18 protein-coding genes are annotated in these 17,827 nt (G+C 59.9%); 9 read left to right on the forward strand and 9 right to left on the reverse strand.

Annotated elements, in window-relative coordinates; all coding sequences use genetic code 11:
* Positions 1-266: 266 nt before the first annotated feature.
* From rpoN to DevBK_RS14325, 5 genes are all read right to left on the reverse strand, one after another.
* Positions 267-1,775 carry an RNA polymerase factor sigma-54 gene (gene rpoN / locus DevBK_RS14305; RefSeq protein WP_317185930.1) on the reverse strand — a complete coding sequence of 503 codons (1,509 nt, stop codon included), beginning with the start codon at positions 1,773-1,775 and terminating at the stop codon, positions 267-269.
* 108 nt (positions 1,776-1,883) lie between these two features.
* The gene (gene lptB, locus DevBK_RS14310; protein WP_410494081.1) at positions 1,884-2,711 is read right to left on the reverse strand and encodes an LPS export ABC transporter ATP-binding protein; all 828 of its coding nucleotides are present in this window, start codon (positions 2,709-2,711) and stop codon (positions 1,884-1,886) included.
* On the reverse strand, positions 2,627-3,085 hold the full coding sequence (gene lptA, locus DevBK_RS14315; protein WP_317185931.1) for a lipopolysaccharide transport periplasmic protein LptA: 459 nt from the start codon (positions 3,083-3,085) through the stop codon (positions 2,627-2,629). The genes lptB and lptA overlap by 85 nt, the downstream gene beginning before the upstream one ends.
* A complete protein-coding gene (locus DevBK_RS14320; protein WP_317185932.1) occupies positions 3,085-3,654 on the reverse strand; it encodes a hypothetical protein in 570 nt (189 codons plus the stop codon). Before DevBK_RS14320 ends, lptA begins: the two co-directional genes overlap by 1 nt.
* A 72-nt stretch (positions 3,655-3,726) precedes the next feature.
* Positions 3,727-4,341 carry a ribonuclease D gene (locus DevBK_RS14325; protein ID WP_061908606.1) on the reverse strand — a complete coding sequence of 205 codons (615 nt, stop codon included), beginning with the start codon at positions 4,339-4,341 and terminating at the stop codon, positions 3,727-3,729.
* Positions 4,342-4,547: 206 nt separating this feature from the next.
* On the opposite strand from DevBK_RS14325, the gene metK reads away from it, so the two are divergent.
* From metK to DevBK_RS14340, 3 genes are all read left to right on the forward strand, one after another.
* Positions 4,548-5,804, forward strand: coding sequence for a methionine adenosyltransferase (metK, locus tag DevBK_RS14330; RefSeq protein ID WP_317185933.1), 1,257 nt, complete (start codon positions 4,548-4,550; stop codon positions 5,802-5,804).
* A gap of 77 nt (positions 5,805-5,881) precedes the next feature.
* The gene (gene trmB, locus DevBK_RS14335; protein WP_062628711.1) at positions 5,882-6,586 is read left to right on the forward strand and encodes a tRNA (guanosine(46)-N7)-methyltransferase TrmB; all 705 of its coding nucleotides are present in this window, start codon (positions 5,882-5,884) and stop codon (positions 6,584-6,586) included.
* 130 nt (positions 6,587-6,716) lie between these two features.
* Positions 6,717-7,085: a helix-turn-helix domain-containing protein gene (locus tag DevBK_RS14340; RefSeq protein WP_317185934.1), complete on the forward strand. Its 369-nt coding sequence runs from the start codon at positions 6,717-6,719 to the stop codon at positions 7,083-7,085.
* 61 nt (positions 7,086-7,146) lie between these two features.
* On the opposite strand, the gene DevBK_RS14345 is transcribed toward DevBK_RS14340, so the two are convergent.
* Together DevBK_RS14345 and DevBK_RS14350 are read right to left on the reverse strand one after the other, a co-directional pair.
* The gene (locus tag DevBK_RS14345) at positions 7,147-7,431 is read right to left on the reverse strand and encodes a hypothetical protein (RefSeq protein WP_061908609.1); all 285 of its coding nucleotides are present in this window, start codon (positions 7,429-7,431) and stop codon (positions 7,147-7,149) included.
* A 208-nt stretch (positions 7,432-7,639) separates the two neighbouring features.
* The gene (locus tag DevBK_RS14350; RefSeq protein ID WP_317185935.1) at positions 7,640-8,881 is read right to left on the reverse strand and encodes a sensor domain-containing diguanylate cyclase; all 1,242 of its coding nucleotides are present in this window, start codon (positions 8,879-8,881) and stop codon (positions 7,640-7,642) included.
* Between the two features lie 214 nt (positions 8,882-9,095).
* Between DevBK_RS14350 and rimP the strand changes: the two genes are divergently transcribed.
* The 6 genes from rimP to DevBK_RS14380 all read left to right on the forward strand — a co-directional run bounded on the left by rimP (position 9,096) and on the right by DevBK_RS14380 (position 16,266).
* Positions 9,096-9,722 carry a ribosome maturation factor RimP gene (gene rimP, locus DevBK_RS14355; RefSeq protein ID WP_082511665.1) on the forward strand — a complete coding sequence of 209 codons (627 nt, stop codon included), beginning with the start codon at positions 9,096-9,098 and terminating at the stop codon, positions 9,720-9,722.
* On the forward strand, positions 9,723-11,318 hold the full coding sequence (gene nusA / locus DevBK_RS14360; RefSeq protein ID WP_061908612.1) for a transcription termination factor NusA: 1,596 nt from the start codon (positions 9,723-9,725) through the stop codon (positions 11,316-11,318).
* 25 nt (positions 11,319-11,343) lie between these two features.
* Positions 11,344-12,033 (forward strand): RNA-binding protein, encoded by a 690-nt coding sequence (locus DevBK_RS14365; protein ID WP_162236019.1) that lies wholly within the window; start codon positions 11,344-11,346, stop codon positions 12,031-12,033.
* A 239-nt stretch (positions 12,034-12,272) separates the two neighbouring features.
* Complete coding sequence (gene infB, locus DevBK_RS14370) at positions 12,273-14,897, forward strand: translation initiation factor IF-2 (RefSeq protein ID WP_244487082.1); 2,625 nt, start codon at positions 12,273-12,275, stop codon at positions 14,895-14,897.
* Between the two features lie 168 nt (positions 14,898-15,065).
* Positions 15,066-15,668, forward strand: coding sequence for an HAD-IA family hydrolase (locus DevBK_RS14375; RefSeq protein ID WP_317185936.1), 603 nt, complete (start codon positions 15,066-15,068; stop codon positions 15,666-15,668).
* A 13-nt stretch (positions 15,669-15,681) separates the two neighbouring features.
* Positions 15,682-16,266: a hypothetical protein gene (locus tag DevBK_RS14380; RefSeq protein ID WP_317185937.1), complete on the forward strand. Its 585-nt coding sequence runs from the start codon at positions 15,682-15,684 to the stop codon at positions 16,264-16,266.
* Here the strand turns inward: DevBK_RS14380 and DevBK_RS14385 are convergent.
* Both DevBK_RS14385 and DevBK_RS14390 read right to left on the reverse strand, forming a co-directional pair.
* Entirely contained in the window at positions 16,247-16,798 is a 552-nt protein-coding gene (locus DevBK_RS14385; protein WP_317185938.1) for an AAA family ATPase, read from the reverse strand. The two genes, DevBK_RS14380 and DevBK_RS14385, sit on opposite strands and share 20 nt — an antisense overlap.
* 195 nt (positions 16,799-16,993) lie before the next feature.
* Positions 16,994-17,644, reverse strand: coding sequence for a L,D-transpeptidase (locus DevBK_RS14390; RefSeq protein ID WP_061908618.1), 651 nt, complete (start codon positions 17,642-17,644; stop codon positions 16,994-16,996).
* Positions 17,645-17,827: the final 183 nt, after the last annotated feature.

A 17,827-nucleotide genomic window follows, 5' to 3' on the forward strand; every position in this document is an offset into this window, starting at 1 on the left:
TCCCAAAAGCCGATTCCCCGACATTCGGGATCCTGCCAACCGTCACACGATATGTGGTGTGACAGTTCGATGATGCTAGACCCGCCCGACCGGATGGGCAATCCGCATCCCGTCCCAAAGAGGCGATTGAGCGGATGACAGAAAGGCGCAATGTCTTTAGCCTTTCGCTCGCACGATCCCGATGGGGCATGGAATCGAACGCTTAAACCCCAACCTTGGGTTCCAGCCATTTCGCGCTTGCGGGGCGATCTGCCGCAGCGCTTGGCTCAGGCGATTTTTTGGAGGGCCTTCTTCTGCCGCCGGCGAATGACCGAGGAGGGAATGTTCATGCCTTCTCGATACTTGGCGACCGTCCGGCGTGCGACGTCGATGCCCTGCTCCTTGCGGAGCAGCTCGGCAATGGTGTCGTCCGAAAGGATGTCATTGGCCGGCTCGGCATCGATCAATTGCTTGATCCGGTGGCGCACGGCTTCCGCCGAATGGTCCCCGCCACCGGTCGATGAGGCGAGGGCAGTGGTGAAGAAATACTTCATCTCGTAGAGCCCGCGCGGGGTGGCCATATATTTATTGGCGGTGACGCGGCTCACAGTCGACTCATGCATCTCGATTTCTTCGGCGACCATTTTGAGCGTCATGGGCTTGAGATGCGCCACGCCATGGGTCAAGAACCCGTCCTGCTGCTTGACGATTTCTGCAGCCACCTTGGTGATCGTCTGCGCCCGTTGGTCGAGGCTTTTAGTCAGCCAGTTCGCTGTCGCAAGGCAATCGGACAGAAAGCTCTTTTCCGCCGTGTCGCGCGTCTTCTTGGTCACCTCGGCATAATAGACGCGGTTGACCAGAACACGAGGCAGGGTCTCGGTATTGAGTTCGATCTGCCAGCCGCCATCCGGCCCGGACCGCACAAAAACATCAGGGACGACAGATTCGATCGGCGCGCTGTCGAAGGCCAGGCCAGGCCGCGGATCGAGTAGGCGCAACTCGCCCAGCATATCCGCCAGGTCTTCGCGATCGCAGCCGACGATTTTCATCAGCCCTGCAAGATTATGCTCGGCAACAAGCGCGAGATTATCAAGGAGCCGCTGCATCATTGGATCGAGTCGATCGCGCTCGCGCAATTGCAGCGCCATGCATTCGGAAACGGATCGGGCGAAGATTCCTATAGGGTCGCAGGTCTGGAGCGCGCCCAAGACCGCTTCCACATCCCCCAGCTCCGCGCCCAAAAGCTCTGCGACAGCGTCCAACTCGACCGTTAGATAGCCCGCTTCATTGAGCCCATCGATGAGGTGTTGTCCGATCAACCGGTCTGCCGGCGTCCGCAGCAGCATTTGCGCCTGGGTTTCAAGGTGATCACTGAGCTTGGGTTTAGACGCGACAAACTGATCGAGATCAGGCGCCTCGCCGCCCTCAAAACTGCCGCCGCGATCAGGACCATTGGTCACCCCGATATCATGCGGGGCGGCATCGGGAAAAACGTTCTCGACCGCCGTGTCATAGCCCTCGGCGATTTCGGCCGCGTCCTTTGTCCGCTCCCCCTGGGCGACGGTATCTTCATAGGCGCTGAGCTCAGTCTGCCGATCCGGAACCTCGACGGGCTCGGCGTCGCTGCCCTCCGATCCATCCTCGCGCTCGAGCAAGGGATTGCGCAGGAGTTCCAGGTCGACGAAATCATTGAGTTCGAGGTGGCTCAACTGCAGCAGCTTGATGGACTGCATCAGCTGCGGCGTCAGCGTCAGGCTTTGGGCCTGGCGAAACTCCAGCCGCGGCGAAAGTGCCATCTATTCAACCTCTTGGCCCACTAATCATGCCCTCTCGGGCGGCTTCCCGAGGCGCACCATGACGCAATTCGTTTTTGAGGGCAAGTTCCGTGCCAGTTGAAGTGTGTACTAGAACTGGAAATTTTCGCCGAGATAGACGCGGCGTGCGTCGGGGTCCGCCGAAATTGTTTCGGGCTTACCCTGGATCATCACCGAACCGCCATGGATCACATAGGCCCGATCCACTAGCCCAAGCGTCTCGCGCACCGCGTGATCGGTGATCAGCACGCCGATGCCGCGTTGGGTCAACTGCCGCACAAGACCCTTCACTTCTGCCACGGCAATGGGATCGACGCCGGCAAAGGGTTCATCAAGCAGCATGAAGATCGGCTCGGCCGCCAGCGCGCGCGCAATTTCCACGCGCCGCCGCTCGCCACCCGAGAGCGAAAGCGCATTGGATTTGGCAAGATGGGAAATCGAAAACTCGTCGAGCAACTGCCTGAGCCGCTGCTTGCGCTCGGCCCGTCCGCGCACCGTGTTTTCAAGGATCGCAAGGATATTGCCCTCGACCGTCATACCGCGAAAGATCGACGGCTCCTGCGGCAGATATCCGATCCCCAATTGTCCGCGCTGAAACAGCGGCAAATGGGTGATGTCATTGCCATCGAGCTGGATTTTCCCGGCATCGGGCCGCACGAGCCCCATGATCATGGTGAAAACCGTGGTCTTGCCCGCCCCATTGGGCCCTAAAAGCCCGACAGCTTCGCCCCGCCGCACCGCGAGCGAGACGTCACGCACCACCGCTCGTTTGCCAAAGCTCTTGGCAAGGCCCTGGGCAACCAGCCAGCCGGATTGATCAAGACGCGTCTGGCTCATTGCGAGGTGAAGACCCCGGTCACCCGGCCACCCTGCTTGGCGGTAAAGGTCGAGACATTGGTTTCGAGATTGACCACCAATTCTTCGGCATTGACCGTACCGCCGGCATTGGTGACCTTCACATTGCCCGTCAGCCGCATCAATTGATCGCTGGGGGTAAAGACGGCCCGTTCGCCTGTTGCGTTCTGGTCATCGGTTTCGATGCGCACATTGCCGGTAGCTTCAAAGGTCTTGATGTCGCTGGTGCCGCCTTCGCCATAAGAAGCGACGACCTTGTCGGCCCAGACATTGGCGGTAGGGTGCTTGACCACCACATTGCCGGTGAACACCGCCTGCTGCGCCGATTCTTCAACCGTAAACGTGTCGGCCGAAATTTCGACCGGGGTCTGCGCCAATGCAGCCGGCGCCAGCATCAGCGCCAGAACGGCAGCAAGACCAAAGCTTTTGAGACGCATTACTGATTTTCCCCGGGAGTTGAGGGCAAGGTGACGATCGCGTTGTTAAATGTCCAGCGGCCAAGTTCGGCTTCGTGCACCATGCCCTTGGCCCGGATCGTCGTGCCATCGGCATAGTCGATCGATACGGCGCCCTGCGTGGTCAAAGTCTGGCTTAGCCAATCAAACACCGAATCGACCAGCCGGCCCGAAGTTCCGCTCGAATCGCCGATATCGGTCGAGCCTTCAATCACCACCTGCTGATGGATCGTGTCGAGCACGCCCCGGCTTGCTGACGCTTCGCGGCGCAGACCGTCATTGCGGTTGACCTCGACGCGGGCATTGGCCAATTCGATGAGATCGGTGTTTTCGATTTTCGCTTCGGCTTCTTCGGCCCAGACGCGATAGGTCGAGCCATCCGACATGGTCCCGGCATATTCTGGCGCCTCGACCCGGACGCGGTCCTGATCGACGGTAACGGTGCCAATGCCATAGCGCGCCCCAAAACTCGATATTGCGATCTGAATCAGCAATATCGCGAGAATGACGAGACCGGCAGCGGGCACCGCAAACCGCATAAGTCCGACCATGCGATTCCGGCGCATCAAGCGCCGGTAATGTCGAGACCGCTCTGAGCCGTCCGCCGTCGTCACGCTCGGACCTCAGCTATGCGCAAAAATGTCGGTTTCCTGCCAGCCTAGCAGGTCGAGCGCACAACGCGTCTTGACGAAATCAAAGCAGGATTGCGCCAGTTCCATCCGGTTTTCGCGCTTCAGCATGCGATCGAGATGGCGCTTGAGATCGTGGAGATAAAGCACGTCCGAGGCAGCATAATCGAGCTGCGCATCGCTAAGCTTTTCATTGCCCCAGTCCGAGCTCTGCTGCTGCTTGGAAAGATCGACATTAAGCAGTTCACGCGCCAATTCTTTGAGCCCATGCCGGTCGGTATAGGTCCGCACAAGGCGCGAGGCGATCTTCGTGCAATAGATCGGCCCGGTCACGACGCCAAAGCGCTGCTGCAACACTGCGACATCGAAGCGCGCATAGTGAAAGATCTTGGTGACGCCGGGATCGGTGAGCAGTTTGACGAGGTTCGGCGCCTCGGCCGGATCCTTGGGCAGTTGAATGATGTCAGCGCTGCCATCGCCCGGCGACAGCTGCACGAGACAGAGCCGGTCGCGATGCGGATTGAGGCCCATGGTTTCGGTGTCGATAGCGACTTCGCGGCCGTAATTATTCAGGTTGGGCAGATCGCCGCGATGCACTCGAATAGCCATGGTTGTTCCCACTCTTCGTCTTGGTCATTCCTTGGCACAGCAAGACGGCGATGGAAAGGCACCGGCGATAAGCAAGAATTGCTCAACCTTGCCGAAGGGTCATATCAAGATTTCTTTATATGACGCTTGACCGCAAAGAGGACGAATGTCACAAAACCGCTAGTTTTGGCCATTTTGGCCCATTTTCTGCATTCTGGAGCCGCCGCGTGGCACGATCGTCCTATCAGTTCACCTCCGAGTCGGTTTCCGAAGGCCATCCCGACAAGGTCTGCGACCGCATTTCCGACGAGATCGTCGACCTCGTCTTCCGCGAAGCCAAGAAAGTCGGCATGGACCCGGCAAAGGTTCGCATCGCCTGCGAAACCCTCGCAACGACCAACCGTCTCGTCATCGCCGGCGAAGTCCGCGTGCCCGAGACCCTTCTCAAGAAGGACAAGGCAGGCAATGTCCTGACCGATGCGTCGGGTGCGCCGCTGGTCAATCCGTCAAAGTTTAAGTCCGCCGCCCGCAAGGCCATTCGCGCCATCGGCTACGAACAGTCTGGCTTCCACTGGAAGACGGCCAAGATCGAAGTCCTGCTCCATGGCCAGTCGGCCGATATCGCCCAGGGTGTCGATGAGTCGGGCAACAAGGATGTCGGTGCTGGCGATCAGGGCATCATGTTTGGCTATGCGAGCCGGGAAACCCCAGAACTCCTGCCCGCCCCGATCTACTACGCTCACAAGATCCTCGAAGACCTGACCATTGCCCGCAAGGCCAACGAGGGCCCCGCCGGCAAGCTCGGGCCTGATGCGAAGAGCCAGGTCACCATTCGCTATGAAAATGGCCACCCGGTCGGCGTTACCCAGATCGTGCTATCGACCCAGCACCTCGACGAATCGCTGACCTCTGCCGATGTCCGCAAGATCGTCGAACCGATCATCCGAGCGGCCCTGCCCGAAGGCTGGATCAGCGACGAGACCGTCTGGCACGTGAACCCGACCGGCAAGTTCGTCGTTGGTGGCCCCGACGGCGATGCTGGCCTCACCGGTCGCAAGATCATCGTCGACACCTATGGTGGCGCAGCACCGCATGGTGGTGGCGCCTTCTCGGGCAAGGACCCGACCAAGGTCGATCGATCTGCTGCCTATGCGGCCCGTTATCTGGCCAAAAACGTCGTCGCCGCCGGCCTTGCCGAGCGCGCCACGATTCAGCTCAGCTACGCCATCGGCGTTGCCAAGCCGCTCTCGATCTATGTCGACCTCCACGGCACCGGCAAGGTCGACGAAGCCAGGCTCGAAAAGGCCCTGGCCGAGGTGATGGACCTGACGCCGCGCGGCATCCGCACGCATCTTGACCTCAACAAGCCCATCTACGCCAAAACCTCCGCATATGGTCATTTCGGCCGCAAGCCGGGCCGCGACGGCAGCTTCTCCTGGGAAAAGACCGATCTCGTGAAGGCTCTCAAGGCCGCGGTGGCCTGATCCTCGCTTTGGATTGACGCAAGGCCTCTTTTCCGCGATGCGGGGAGAGGCCTTCGCTTTTTTGAAATTGTTCTGCCATGACCGACCACCAGCTTCCCAAAACTCGCGATGGCGAACAGCGCGCCTTTTTTGGCCGCCGCTCCGGAAAGAAGCTGCATGGCGGGCAGAAGGCTCAGGTAGATCAAGCCCTGCCCGAGCTTGAAATCACGCTGGGCGAACAGTTTGATCCTAAGACCCTGTTCCCGGAAGCCAAGCGCATCGTCATCGAGATCGGCTATGGCGGTGGCGAGCATCTGGCGCGCAAGGCGACCGAAGAACCAGAAACCGGCTTTATCGGCTGCGAGGTTTTTACGGGCGGCATCGGCAAGATGGTCCAGGCCATCCTTGCGAACGGCATCGAAAACGTCCGCCTCTTCACCGATGATGCGCTAAAACTTCTCGTGACGCTGCCCGATGCCAGCGTCGACGCGGTCTATCTCCTTTATCCCGATCCCTGGCCCAAAACGCGCCACCATAAGCGTCGCTTCGTCTCGCCAGTGACGCTCAAGGAACTCGCCCGCGTCATCCGTCCGGGCGGCACGTTCCACTTTGCCAGCGATATCGAAGACTATGCCGATTGGACCCTGGCCCACATCGTGCGCGAGCCGCTCTTCACCTTTGCTCCGGACGCGCCCGGCAGTTGGCATACGCCTTATCCCGGCTGGCAGCCGACGCGCTACGAGCAAAAGGCCCGTCGAGAGGGGCGCCTTATCAGCTTTTATTTCACCTTCTTCAGGCGCTGATCGTTTCGTTTCGGCGAACGCCGAGTTCGGAATGCTGCCCTCTTCCGCTTTGGCAAAAACTTCCCATATCGGCAACACGCCGCCGTGAAGACCACTCCGGCCTTTGATTGACTGGCCTCGGAGCCCAAACATGTCCGTACCGCTTTCCCTTTCGTCCCAAGACAGGGCTCTCTTGGAATTGCGGGCGGGGAAATGGACTTTGGTCGTCGTCTCGGAATTGCGTGCTGGCACATTGCGCTTCAATGAAATCCGCCGTTCGCTGGCCGGCATTTCTCAGAAGACCTTGTCGTCCACTTTGCGCGAACTTGAGCGCGATGGTTTCATCTCGCGCACCGCTTTTGCCACCATTCCACCGCGCGTCGATTATGCGCTGACCGAACTCGGGCTCGATCTCCTGGAGCTCGTCGATTCTTTCCAGACCTTTGTGCTGCGCAACCGCGAGGCTATGGAAGCCGCCCGGGATAATTTCGACCGGATCAGCGGCGCCACTATCGATTGATCTTCAAGCTTCGGGCGCTGCCGATGATCGGCAGCGCCAGGAGCGTCAGACGCTTCAGTCTTTAGATGGAGACTGGGGCCAGCGTATCCGCATCAAAGAACTGCATGGCCTGAGTGCCATCTTCCTTGGTCACGAAAGCGCGCACGAGACCATTCCAGTCTTCGACGGACGTTGCCTTGATGCCCTTTTCGTTGAGGCGGGCAAGGGTATAGTCGTTGGCGACTTCGTCGGTCAGGTAGCTCTTGTCGTTGTTGCTGTCGCCGAGGCTGGTGGCGGCAAAGCTTGGTGCGGCAGCGCCGGCAACGAGGGCAATGGCGGTCAGGGCGAGCATGGTGTTCTTGATCATTTGGAGTGTTCCTTTCGTTTGAACACTCCAGAAATAGGCCCCCAAAATCTGTCTCCAAGAAACGAAATGACGATTTTTCGCTCTTGTATTTCCCAAATTGGGTATGACGGTTTTTCAAGTGAAATCAGGTGTTTATAAGGATACCCGGTCACCGGATGGATACTGGCTTACCTGCCGGTGCGTGCCACGCGGGCTGATAGGAATAGGCTCACAAAAACTGCAGTTCGAGCCCGTTGGGACGGCGCAGGACGACGCGTCCTTCCCAGCTCATCGCCGCATCGGGAATTTCGAGCGTCACCACATCAGGCACATCGAGCCCGCTGGCAATATGCACTTCCGCGCCATCGTCCCAGAGTGCGCGCACGCTGCAATCGCACGCAAAATTCTGCCTGCGAAGAACGAGCCGTCCTGCCTTCAAGACCCGCTGGCGCTCGAAAGGCTTGGTAGTGGCCAGCGTCCCAGTCCAGGCCACAACGCGGTCGCGCCCGTTTCGCTTTGCGTCATAAAGCGCTTCGTCAGCCTTGATTAGAAGGCTTTCGAGATCGTCTCGGCCCGGATCGAGCGCGGCAACGCCGAAACTTGCGGTGACTTGGAATGGTGGCTGGCTGCCGGGGAATTGTAAGGCGCTGACAGCAAGCCTGAGCTTTTCCGCCACAGCCAGAGCTGAGTTGATATCGGCTCCTGGGAGGACGAGGGCAAACTCTTCGCCACCGAGCCGCCCCACGATATCGCTCTGCCGCGGTGTCGCTGCCGCAACTTCGCTTATGGCCTTGAGCACCATGTCGCCGGCCGCATGCCCGTAGGTATCATTGATCGTCTTGAAATGATCGATGTCGAAGCTGATGGCGCTGAGGGTGCTGCGATGCCGTCGCGCAAGTTCGACGAAGCGCTCCGCTTCCTCCTTGAAGGCGCGGCGGGTACTGAGCCCGGTCAACCCGTCGGTGCTGGCAAGACGGCGCAACTCGATCTCGTCCATCACGATTTCGGCCAATTCCTCAAGAATCGCGACATCCTTCTCGGAAAAGTTCCGCGGGCCCGAATCCATGGCGCAGACCGTTCCGATATTGTGCCCGTCCGGCGTGCGGATCGGTGTGCCAGCATAAAAGCGCACATTGGGGTCCCCGGTCACATAGGGATTGTCGCGAAACCGGTCGTCCTCTGTCAGGTCCCGAACCACCAGTGCCTGTTTTTCGCGAATCGCCTGATTGCAAAAGCTGTTGCTCAAAGCGACCTCTGTGAAATCGAGCCCACGCCCCGCCTTGATCCATTGCCTGTGCGCATCGATCAGCGAGACGGCGGAGGTCGTCACCCCGAAAATCATCTGGACCAGCCGCGCCACCCGGTCGAAGGCCGGTTCTGGCGGAGTATCGAGAATATCGTAGCGGGCAAGGGCCTTCAGCCGATCATCTTCGCTCCCAGGCGGATTTGAGAAGGAACTGGCGTTGGACATGCAAAGCTCCAAGGCTCGGGGCAGCAAAGTGAGCCGCACTTTTGTTTGATGTCAGCATATTAGGCCAATGTTGCGCACCTTGGTACCCGTCCCGACAAAGGCCGACCCTTGCCACAAGCAGCATTGCGGTCTATATGGAGCTCAACATCGTTGCTCTCATTGAGAGGGTGGGCGCCGGACCGGCCCCGCTCTTTTTGCTTATCTGGGACCCCAATTGGCTTTCGACCTCACCGAAAAACGCTACATCAAGGAAACCGGGCTCGAAGCGCGTATCTCGCGCATCGTCGAGCCGGTGGCCAATGGATTGGGCTATGCGCTGGTTCGGGTGAAGATCACGCCTGAAAACGGCTGCACCCTGCAGATCATGGCTGAAGACGAAAACGGCCGCTTCAACATCAATGATTGCGAAGCGCTATCGAAGGATCTTTCGCCGGTTCTCGACGTCGAAGATCCGATCGAGCGCGAATATCACCTCGAAGTGTCCTCTGCCGGCATCGATCGGCCACTGGTGCGCAAGCGTGATTTCGAGCGTTTCCTCGGCCACGAGGCCAAGGTCGAATTGCTCGACATGATCAATGGCCGCAAGCGTTTTCGGGGCGATATCATCGCCGTCGACGACGACGGCGTGACTATCCGCCTGCCCGATGCGCCGGGCGGCACCAATCCCGACCACAAGCTTGCGTTCTCGACCCTGTCGGAAGCCAAGCTCGTGATGACCGACAAATTGATGGATATGGCACGCGCCGATCAGGAACTGCATCCGATCGACGACGACGAGACCGAAACGGTCGAATATGCCGATGCCGACAACGACGATACTTTCTCCGAGGAGAACAAATAAATGGCCGTTAGCGCAAATCGCCTTGAGCTGCTGCAGATCGCGGATGCCGTCGCCCGCGAAAAGTCGATCGACCGTATGGTCGTGATCGAAGCGATGCAGGATGCCATGGAAAAGGCCGCTAAGGGCCGTTATGGCGCCGAAACCGAGATCAAGGTCGAGATCAATCCGCGCTCGGGCGAAACGCGCATGTGGCGCCTCCTCGAAATCGTCGAGGAAGTCGAAGAGCCAAGCCGCCAGGTCAACCTCAAGTTCGCCAAAACCAAGTCGCCCGAAGCCAAGATCGGTGACTTCCTCACCGAGCCGCTGCCGCCGATGGAATTCGGCCGTATCGCCGCCCAGTCGGCCAAGCAGGTCATCGTGCAGAAGGTGCGCGATGCCGAGCGTGATCGCATGTTCGAAGAATATTCGAGCCGCGTCGGCGAGATCGTCAACGGCACCGTCAAGCGCGTCGAATATGGCAATGTGATCGTCGATCTCGGCCGTGGCGAAGCCATCATTCGCCGCGACGAGCTGATCCCGCGCGAAATGTTCCGCTATGGCGACCGGGTCCGCGCCTATGTTTATGACGTGCGTCGCGAACAGCGCGGTCCGCAGATTTTCCTCTCGCGCACCCATCCGCAGTTCATGGCCAAGCTGTTCATGCAGGAAGTGCCGGAAATCTATGATGGCGTGATCACCATCCGCTCGATCGCTCGCGATCCGGGTTCGCGCGCCAAGATCGCCGTGACCTCGAACGATTCCTCGATCGACCCCGTCGGCGCCTGCGTCGGTATGCGTGGTAGCCGTGTTCAGGCGGTCGTTGCCGAACTCCAGGGCGAAAAGATCGACATCATTCCCTGGACCGACACCATTGCCGATCTCGTGGTTTCCGCGCTGCAGCCGGCCGATGTCGCCAAGGTGGTTCTCGACGAACAGGCCGAGCGCATCGAAGTCGTCGTTCCCGATGAACAGCTCTCGCTCGCCATCGGTCGCCGTGGCCAGAACGTACGCCTCGCGAGCCAGCTCATTGGTTGGGATATCGATATCCTGACCGAGCAGGAAGAAAGCGAACGCCGCCACAAAGAATTCACCGAACGCTCGACCCTGTTCATGCAGGCCCTTGACGTCGACGAGATGGTTGCCCAACTATTGGCTTCGGAAGGCTTCTCTTCGGTCGAAGAGCTCGCCTATATCGAACCCAATGAAATCGCCTCGATCGAAGGTTTCGACGAAGAAACCGCTGGCGAAATCCAGAACCGTGCTTCTGAATACCTCGCCGAAATCGAACGCAAGTTCGATGATGAGCGCATTGCGCTTGGCGTCGATGAAGACCTTTATGAAATTCCGGGCCTCAACGCGGCTATGCTCGTTGCGCTCGGCAAGGAAGACATCAAGACCGTGGAAGACTTTGCCGGCTGCGCCGCTGACGATCTCGTCGGCTGGAGCGAACGCAAGGATGGCGAAACCAAGCGCTTCGAGGGAACATTCAAGGACTTCCCCGTGAGCCGCGAAGAAGCCGAAGACATGATCCTCCAGGCCCGCCTCCGCGCTGGCTGGATTACCGCCGATGAAGTCGCCGAAGAACAAGGCGACGACACGACGGAGGAAGCGGTCTAAGGACCGCTTTCTTCGGAGAAGTGTCTTGCCCCGGCCCGTTGAAACGATAAGAACATGTGCTCTCACCCGGCTCGAAAAGCCGGTTGAGGACCTTATTCGTTTCGTGCTCGGCCCAGATGGCACTATAGTGCCCGATACGGACGCCAAAGCCGAAGGCCGCGGCGTTTGGATAACGCTGAGCCATGCTTCGGTCGAAGAAGCTGTGCGCAAGAAGGCTTTTGCACGCAGCCTCAAGGAGCAGGTCACTGTCCCGGTCGATTTGGCAGACCTGACGCGCCTGCGCCTTGAACAAAGATTTTCTTCGGCTCTCGCCATGGCGCGAAAAGCCGGCCAGTTCACCTCTGGCGGCATGAAGGTGAAAAGTGCCATCGAGGGCGGTCAGCTTATCGCTCTCCTCTCGGCCACCGATGGTGCCGCAGATGGCAAGAACAAGATGCTGGGGGCCCTGCGCGCCCTCAATCATGCCCGACGCGAGGGCAGCGCAGCCGGTAAACAAGTGCCCCATTTCGAATTGCTCTCAAGCACGCAATTGGGTTTGGCACTTGGACTAGAAAATGTGATACATGCTGCCCTCATGACAGGGGCAGCAGCCCAATCGGCACTGGAAAAGGCTAATAGACTGGCCCGCTACATTGCCAATCCGACGGATAACGACACCGACCGCTCTGCGGCGTCCGGTGTGCTTTTGTCCGTGGAACAGGACGAAAGACGATAGGAAGTATGGCTGATAACGACGACAAGCGTTCCGACGATGCTGGCGCGAAGAAGACACTGACCCTCAAGAGCGGGTCGGGTCTCGGGAATCGCGCGGGCACGTCGCGCGGTCCTTCGCGCTCGACGGTGGTCGTGGAAAAGCGCACCCGCGTTGTTCCAAAACCCGCCGGTGTGCCGGCCGGTGGCGCTCAGACCGGCGGTGGCCGGCCGGGTGGCTCGGGTCGTCCGCAGGGCCGCCCCATGCAGACCCAGCGTGCTCCGCTTGGCCTCTCGGCTGCTGAAGCCGAAGCCCGTCAAAGGGCCCTTGCTCTCGCCGGCGCTCGCGCCGAAGAGGACAAGGAACGCTTTGCTGCCGAAGAAGCGCGCCGCATCGAAGACGACAATCGTCGCCGTCAGGTGCGCGAAGAAGCCGCTCGTCAGGAAGAAGAGCGTCGCCAGGCCGATGAAGCCCGTCGCGTCGAAGACGACGTCGTGGCTGCGCCTGTCGAAGAGGCTCCGGCACCAAGCGAACCTGAACAGCCGCGCGAACCCTTCGTGCCGGCCAGCCAGCGCAATCCGGGTCCGTCCCAGGTGCGCACGGTGTCGGGTCGTCCAGGCCAGGCTAGCCGTCCGCAGCGGAGCGAGCGTCCGTCCAACGAGCGCCCGACCGGCCGCCCGGATGGTGAACGTCCCAATCCGAACGCGCGTCCTAACCCCAATGCACGCCCTGCCGGTTCGACTGGTACGCGTCCTGCCGGTTCGACTGGCACGCGTCCCGCTGGCACAGGAACTCGTCCGGCCGGCGATCGTCGTCCTGCCGGCGCCGGCATGGCCCCGATCGGCAATGTGCCGCCCGCCGCACCGAGCGAGGCCGATGGCCGTCGCGTTCGTACCGGCGCGCCACAGCAGCGTCCGACGACCGAAGCCGAACTCGAAAACGCTCGCCGCGCCTCGCGCGCTCAGCCCGAGCGTCCGTCGCGCCGCAATGACAATGACGCTTCGGCACGCGGTCGCCTGACCGTTTCGAGCGCCACGACGGAAAACGATCGCGATCGTGGTCCTTCGCTTGCGGCCATGAAGCGTCGTCGCGACAAGAAGATGGGCCGCAACCAGCAGGATGCGCCAAAACTCAGCCGCGAAGTCATCATCCCGGAAGTCATTACGGTTGCCGAACTCGCCAACCGCATGGCCGAACGCTCCGTCACCGTCATCAAGATGCTGATGCAGCAGGGCCAGATGGCGACTATCAACGATGTGATCGACGCCGATACGGCCGAACTGATCGCCTCGGAACTGGGCCACACGGTCAAGCGCGTTTCGGATGCCGACGTTGAAGAAGGTCTCTTCGACATCCAGTCCGACGATAAGGCCGAGGATCTGACCGATCGTGCGCCGGTCGTGACCATCATGGGTCACGTCGACCACGGCAAGACCTCGCTCCTTGACGCCATCCGCGAAGCCAATGTGGTTTCGGGCGAAGCCGGCGGCATTACCCAGCACATCGGCGCCTATCAGGTCGAAAAGAACGGCAGCAAGATCACGTTCCTCGATACCCCGGGCCACGAGGCGTTCACCGCCATGCGTGCTCGCGGTGCCCAGGCAACCGATATCGCCGTCCTAGTGGTGGCTGCAGACGACGGCGTCATGCCGCAGACGATCGAATCCATTAAGCACGCCAAGGCGGCTGGTGTTCCGATCATCGTCGCCATCAACAAGATGGATAAGCCCGAAGCCAATCCGCAGCGCGTTCGCACCGAACTGCTGCAGCACGAAGTGTTCGTCGAATCGATGGGCGGCGACGTGCTCGACGTAGAAGTTTCGGCAAAGACCCAGGCTGGTCTCGACAAGCTCCTCGAAACCATCCTGCTGCAGGCCGAAGTTCTCGAACTTCGCGTTGCCCGTGATGGTCGCGCCGAAGGTCTTGTCATCGAAGCCAAGCTCGATCGTGGTCGCGGTGCCGTGGCAACGGTTCTCGTGCAGCGCGGTACGCTCTCCATCGGCGACATTCTCGTCGCTGGTACCGAGTTTGCCCGTGTTCGCGCCCTCATCAACGACAAGGGCGAACAGGTCAAATCCGCAGGCCCGTCCATTCCAGTGGAAGTCCTCGGCTTTACCGGCGTGCCATCGGCCGGCGACCGCTTCTCGGTCGTCGAGACCGAAGCCCGTGCCCGTGAGGTCACCGAATATCGTCAGCGCGCCATCCGTGAAAAGACGGCCGGCGGCGGTGCAACGAGCCTTGAGCAGATGATGAATCAGCTCAAGATCGCCGGCATCTCCAAGTTCCCGCTGATCATCAAGGCTGACGTGCAGGGTTCGGTCGAAGCGATCGTTGCTTCGCTCAACAAGCTGTCGACCGACGAAGTGTCGGCCCAGATCCTGATGAGCGGCGTTGGCGGCATTACCGAGTCGGACGTCACCCTTGCGGCAGCGTCCAACGCCATCGTCATGGGCTTCAACGTCCGCGCCAACAAGCAGGCCAATGAGCTCGCGACCCGCGACGGTATCGAACTGCGCTACTACAACGTCATCTACGATCTCGTTGATGACGTGAAGAACGCCATGTCCGGTCTTCTCAAGCCCGAACGTCGCGAAACCTTCATCGGCTACGCAAAAATTCTCGAAGTCTTCCAGATCACCAAGGTCGGCAAGGTTGCCGGTTGCCAGGTCACCGAAGGCATCGTGGAACGCGGCGCCGGCGTTCGCCTCCTCCGCGACAACGTCGTTATCCACGAAGGCAAGCTCAAGACGCTCAAGCGCTTCAAGGACGAAGTCAAGGAAGTCCAGACCGGCCAGGAATGCGGTATGGCTTTCGAGAACTACGAAGACATCCGCGCCAACGACGTCATCGAATGCTTCCGCGTCGAGACCGTCCAGCGCACGCTCTAGGCGTTCTCGCTCCTCAAGAAAAATCAGGCGCAGCCACGGCTGCGCCTTTTTTGTTTTCTCTGTTCTCTTGCTTGTCGGCTTTATCCATTCTTCTTCCCCTCGGGGAGAAGGTGGCCCAACGGGCCGGATGAGGGGGCGGCCGAGCAGATCGCAGAAGCGGGGAACAAAATGCAAAAAACTATTCTGATGGACGTCGATGGCGTCCTCGTCACCGGCCGCCCGCAAGACGGTGCGCATCTCTTCACGGACCTTGAAGTCGACCTCGGCATTTCCCTTGAAGCCCTGCAGTCAGGCTTCTTTCGGCCCAGCTGGTCTGCCATCGTCACCGGACAGAAGCCGCTGGTCCCCGAACTGACCGAGGCTCTGAAAACCATCGCGCCTCACGTTTCAGCCCAGACACTGATCGACTACTGGTTCAAAAACGACTCGCGCCTCGACACCCAAGTTCGCGACGCCATGCGCGAGCTGCGCGCCGCCGGCCATCCGGTATATCTCGCGACCAATCAAGAGCATCTTCGCGCCAACTACCTTATGGAAACCCTCGCCCTTGCCGCCGAGGTCGACGGCATATTCTATTCCGCCGCGATCGGCCACAAAAAGCCGAGCCCCGAATTCTATGCCCACGTCGACCGTGCTCTCGCCAGCAAAGGCGACAGCATCGTTCTTATCGACGACACCGAAGCCAATGTCCTTGCTGCCCGCGCTCATGGCTGGTCTGCCATCCATTGGTTGCCCGGCATGACTATCCCGGCCGCCCTTGCCACCCTCTAGTCCCGGAGCCTCGATGCAGCCCTTCAGCCTCACCTATCAAGTCGACTTCGAGGATCTGTTCAAAGCCAGCGCCGTTGTTGCGCGTCATCGCTATCCCAAAGCCTATCGTGTCCGCGCCAATGCCATTCTCTACGGGATGATGGTGATCGGCGGTGCTCTTTCGGCCGCGGGCGGCATCGTGCTTCATAATACTGTCCTGCCGCAGGTGCCGGACTATGCGCTGATCTTCGTGCTCTTCATCCTTGTGGGCATCTTTTATTCCAAGGTGATGATCCCCTGGCTCTATCGCTACTCGGCCAAATATGTGAACGCGGCCCACCCGCGCAGCCCGATGCAGTTCACGGCGGACGATGCAGGCCTTCGCTGGAAAGACGACGACATCGACTTCTTCCTGCGCTGGGGCGGCATTGAAGGCGTTTTCGCGACCCCTGAGAGCCTGAGCTTTCTCTCGGGCATTATTGCTCTGGTCTTGCCTCTCGATGCCTTTCCAGATCCTGCTACGCGCAAAGCATTCCTTACCGAAGTCCTCGACCACATCACGCCCGAAGCCGCCGCGAAAAGTCGCGCGGACAAGAAGCTCATGGCGCTGCTGGCCTAAAGGCTTCCGCATCAATCATGGCCCGCACTGTAGCGGCCAAAACATCGGGCGCTTGCATCGCGTCCACCGGGCGTCCAAATATTGGATCGGCGTGCGCCGCAACGCATTGAGCCGAGCGCCTGATTTCAAACTCTCCCAGCGGACGCTTTTCCGATGCTGCCCGCGCCTCGAGCCGCTCGCGTACTGTCGCCAGCGGCGCAATGAGACAGAGCTTGAGCACCGGCGCTGTCTGCGCCAGTTTTGTCTCGAGCGCGGCAAAATACGTTCTGTCTGTGAAGGCCATCGGCACGATCACAACCCGTGCGCTTCGATGCTTCAGCACCGCTTGCATGACGATCAACCGGCGCCAAAGCGCCATGTCCTGATAATCGGCCGGTTTTCGTTTCATGCCGAGCAGGAACGCGGGCGTGCGTTGTAGCACGTAGCCCACATCCTCAGGATCGGAGATGACCGCGCCGGGCATGTCCGCAGCGAGGCGCTTTGCAAGCGTCGTCTTCCCGATGCCGAATGAGCCATTGATAAGGACGAACATATTGGGACGCTAGCAATGGCGGATGTCCCTGGCGATCCCCAAAACAGAAAGAGCCCGCTCCTTGCGGAACGGGCTCTGAAATGCCGGAAGCGGGTGACTACGGTATGGTCCGCAACCGGCAATTTTCTAAAAACTGTCGAACAATACTCCGACAGGTCTATTACGCGGACATTGCGTCCTGGTTGCGTAACAGGATTAGGCGTTGATCACCGTTACGCGTGTTCCAACCGGAACGCGAGAGTAGAGGTCGATCACATCCTGGTTCATCAACCGAATACAGCCTGACGACACATTGGTGCCGATGGTGTAGGGCTCGGTGGTGCCGTGAATGCGGAAGAGGGTATCGGCGCCGTTCTTGTAGAGGTAAAGCGCGCGCGGCCCGAGTGGGTTGGTTTCGCCGGGAGCCATGCCGCCGGCATAGGGGCCATAACGGTCTGGTTCGCGCGCAATCATCGACTTGGTAGGGGTCCAGCGCGGCCATTCAGCCTTGCGCCCGATCGTGGCATTGCCACGGAACACCAGAGCTTCGTCCTTGCCGACGCCAACGCCGTAACGCAGCGCACGATTGTTCTCCATCACGAGATAGAGATAGTGAGCCGGCGTATCGACGACGATCGTGCCCGGACGTTCGGTCGTGAAATATTCCACTTCCTGACGCCACCACTTGGGGTCGACGCGGCGCAGGTCCATAGCCGCAACCGGATAGGGTTCCGACGGCATTGGGCCATACATGCGCACATAGTAGGGGTCGATGACCGGTTCCTGCATCACAGGCTGGCGGGTGGTGGAGCAGGCAGCCAGGGTGGTGGCGGAAAGGCCGAGGAGAAACAAGCGGCGGGAAATCAAAACTCAAACCTCTGGAGGGCAATGGGACATCGAGACAATGCCTCGTCCCTTGCAGTAACGCTTCTGCCGCTTAACGTGGCACGAATGCGGCAGTTCCTCGCCACAATGTGATCACAGTCTGACCTGTTGCTAAAAAAGCACAGGTCTCACGCGGCTGTGAATTTCTGGCCAGGAAAAAGGGTC

Source organism: Devosia sp. BK, from assembly GCF_032907385.1.
In the GTDB taxonomy this organism is placed as follows: domain Bacteria; phylum Pseudomonadota; class Alphaproteobacteria; order Rhizobiales; family Devosiaceae; genus Devosia.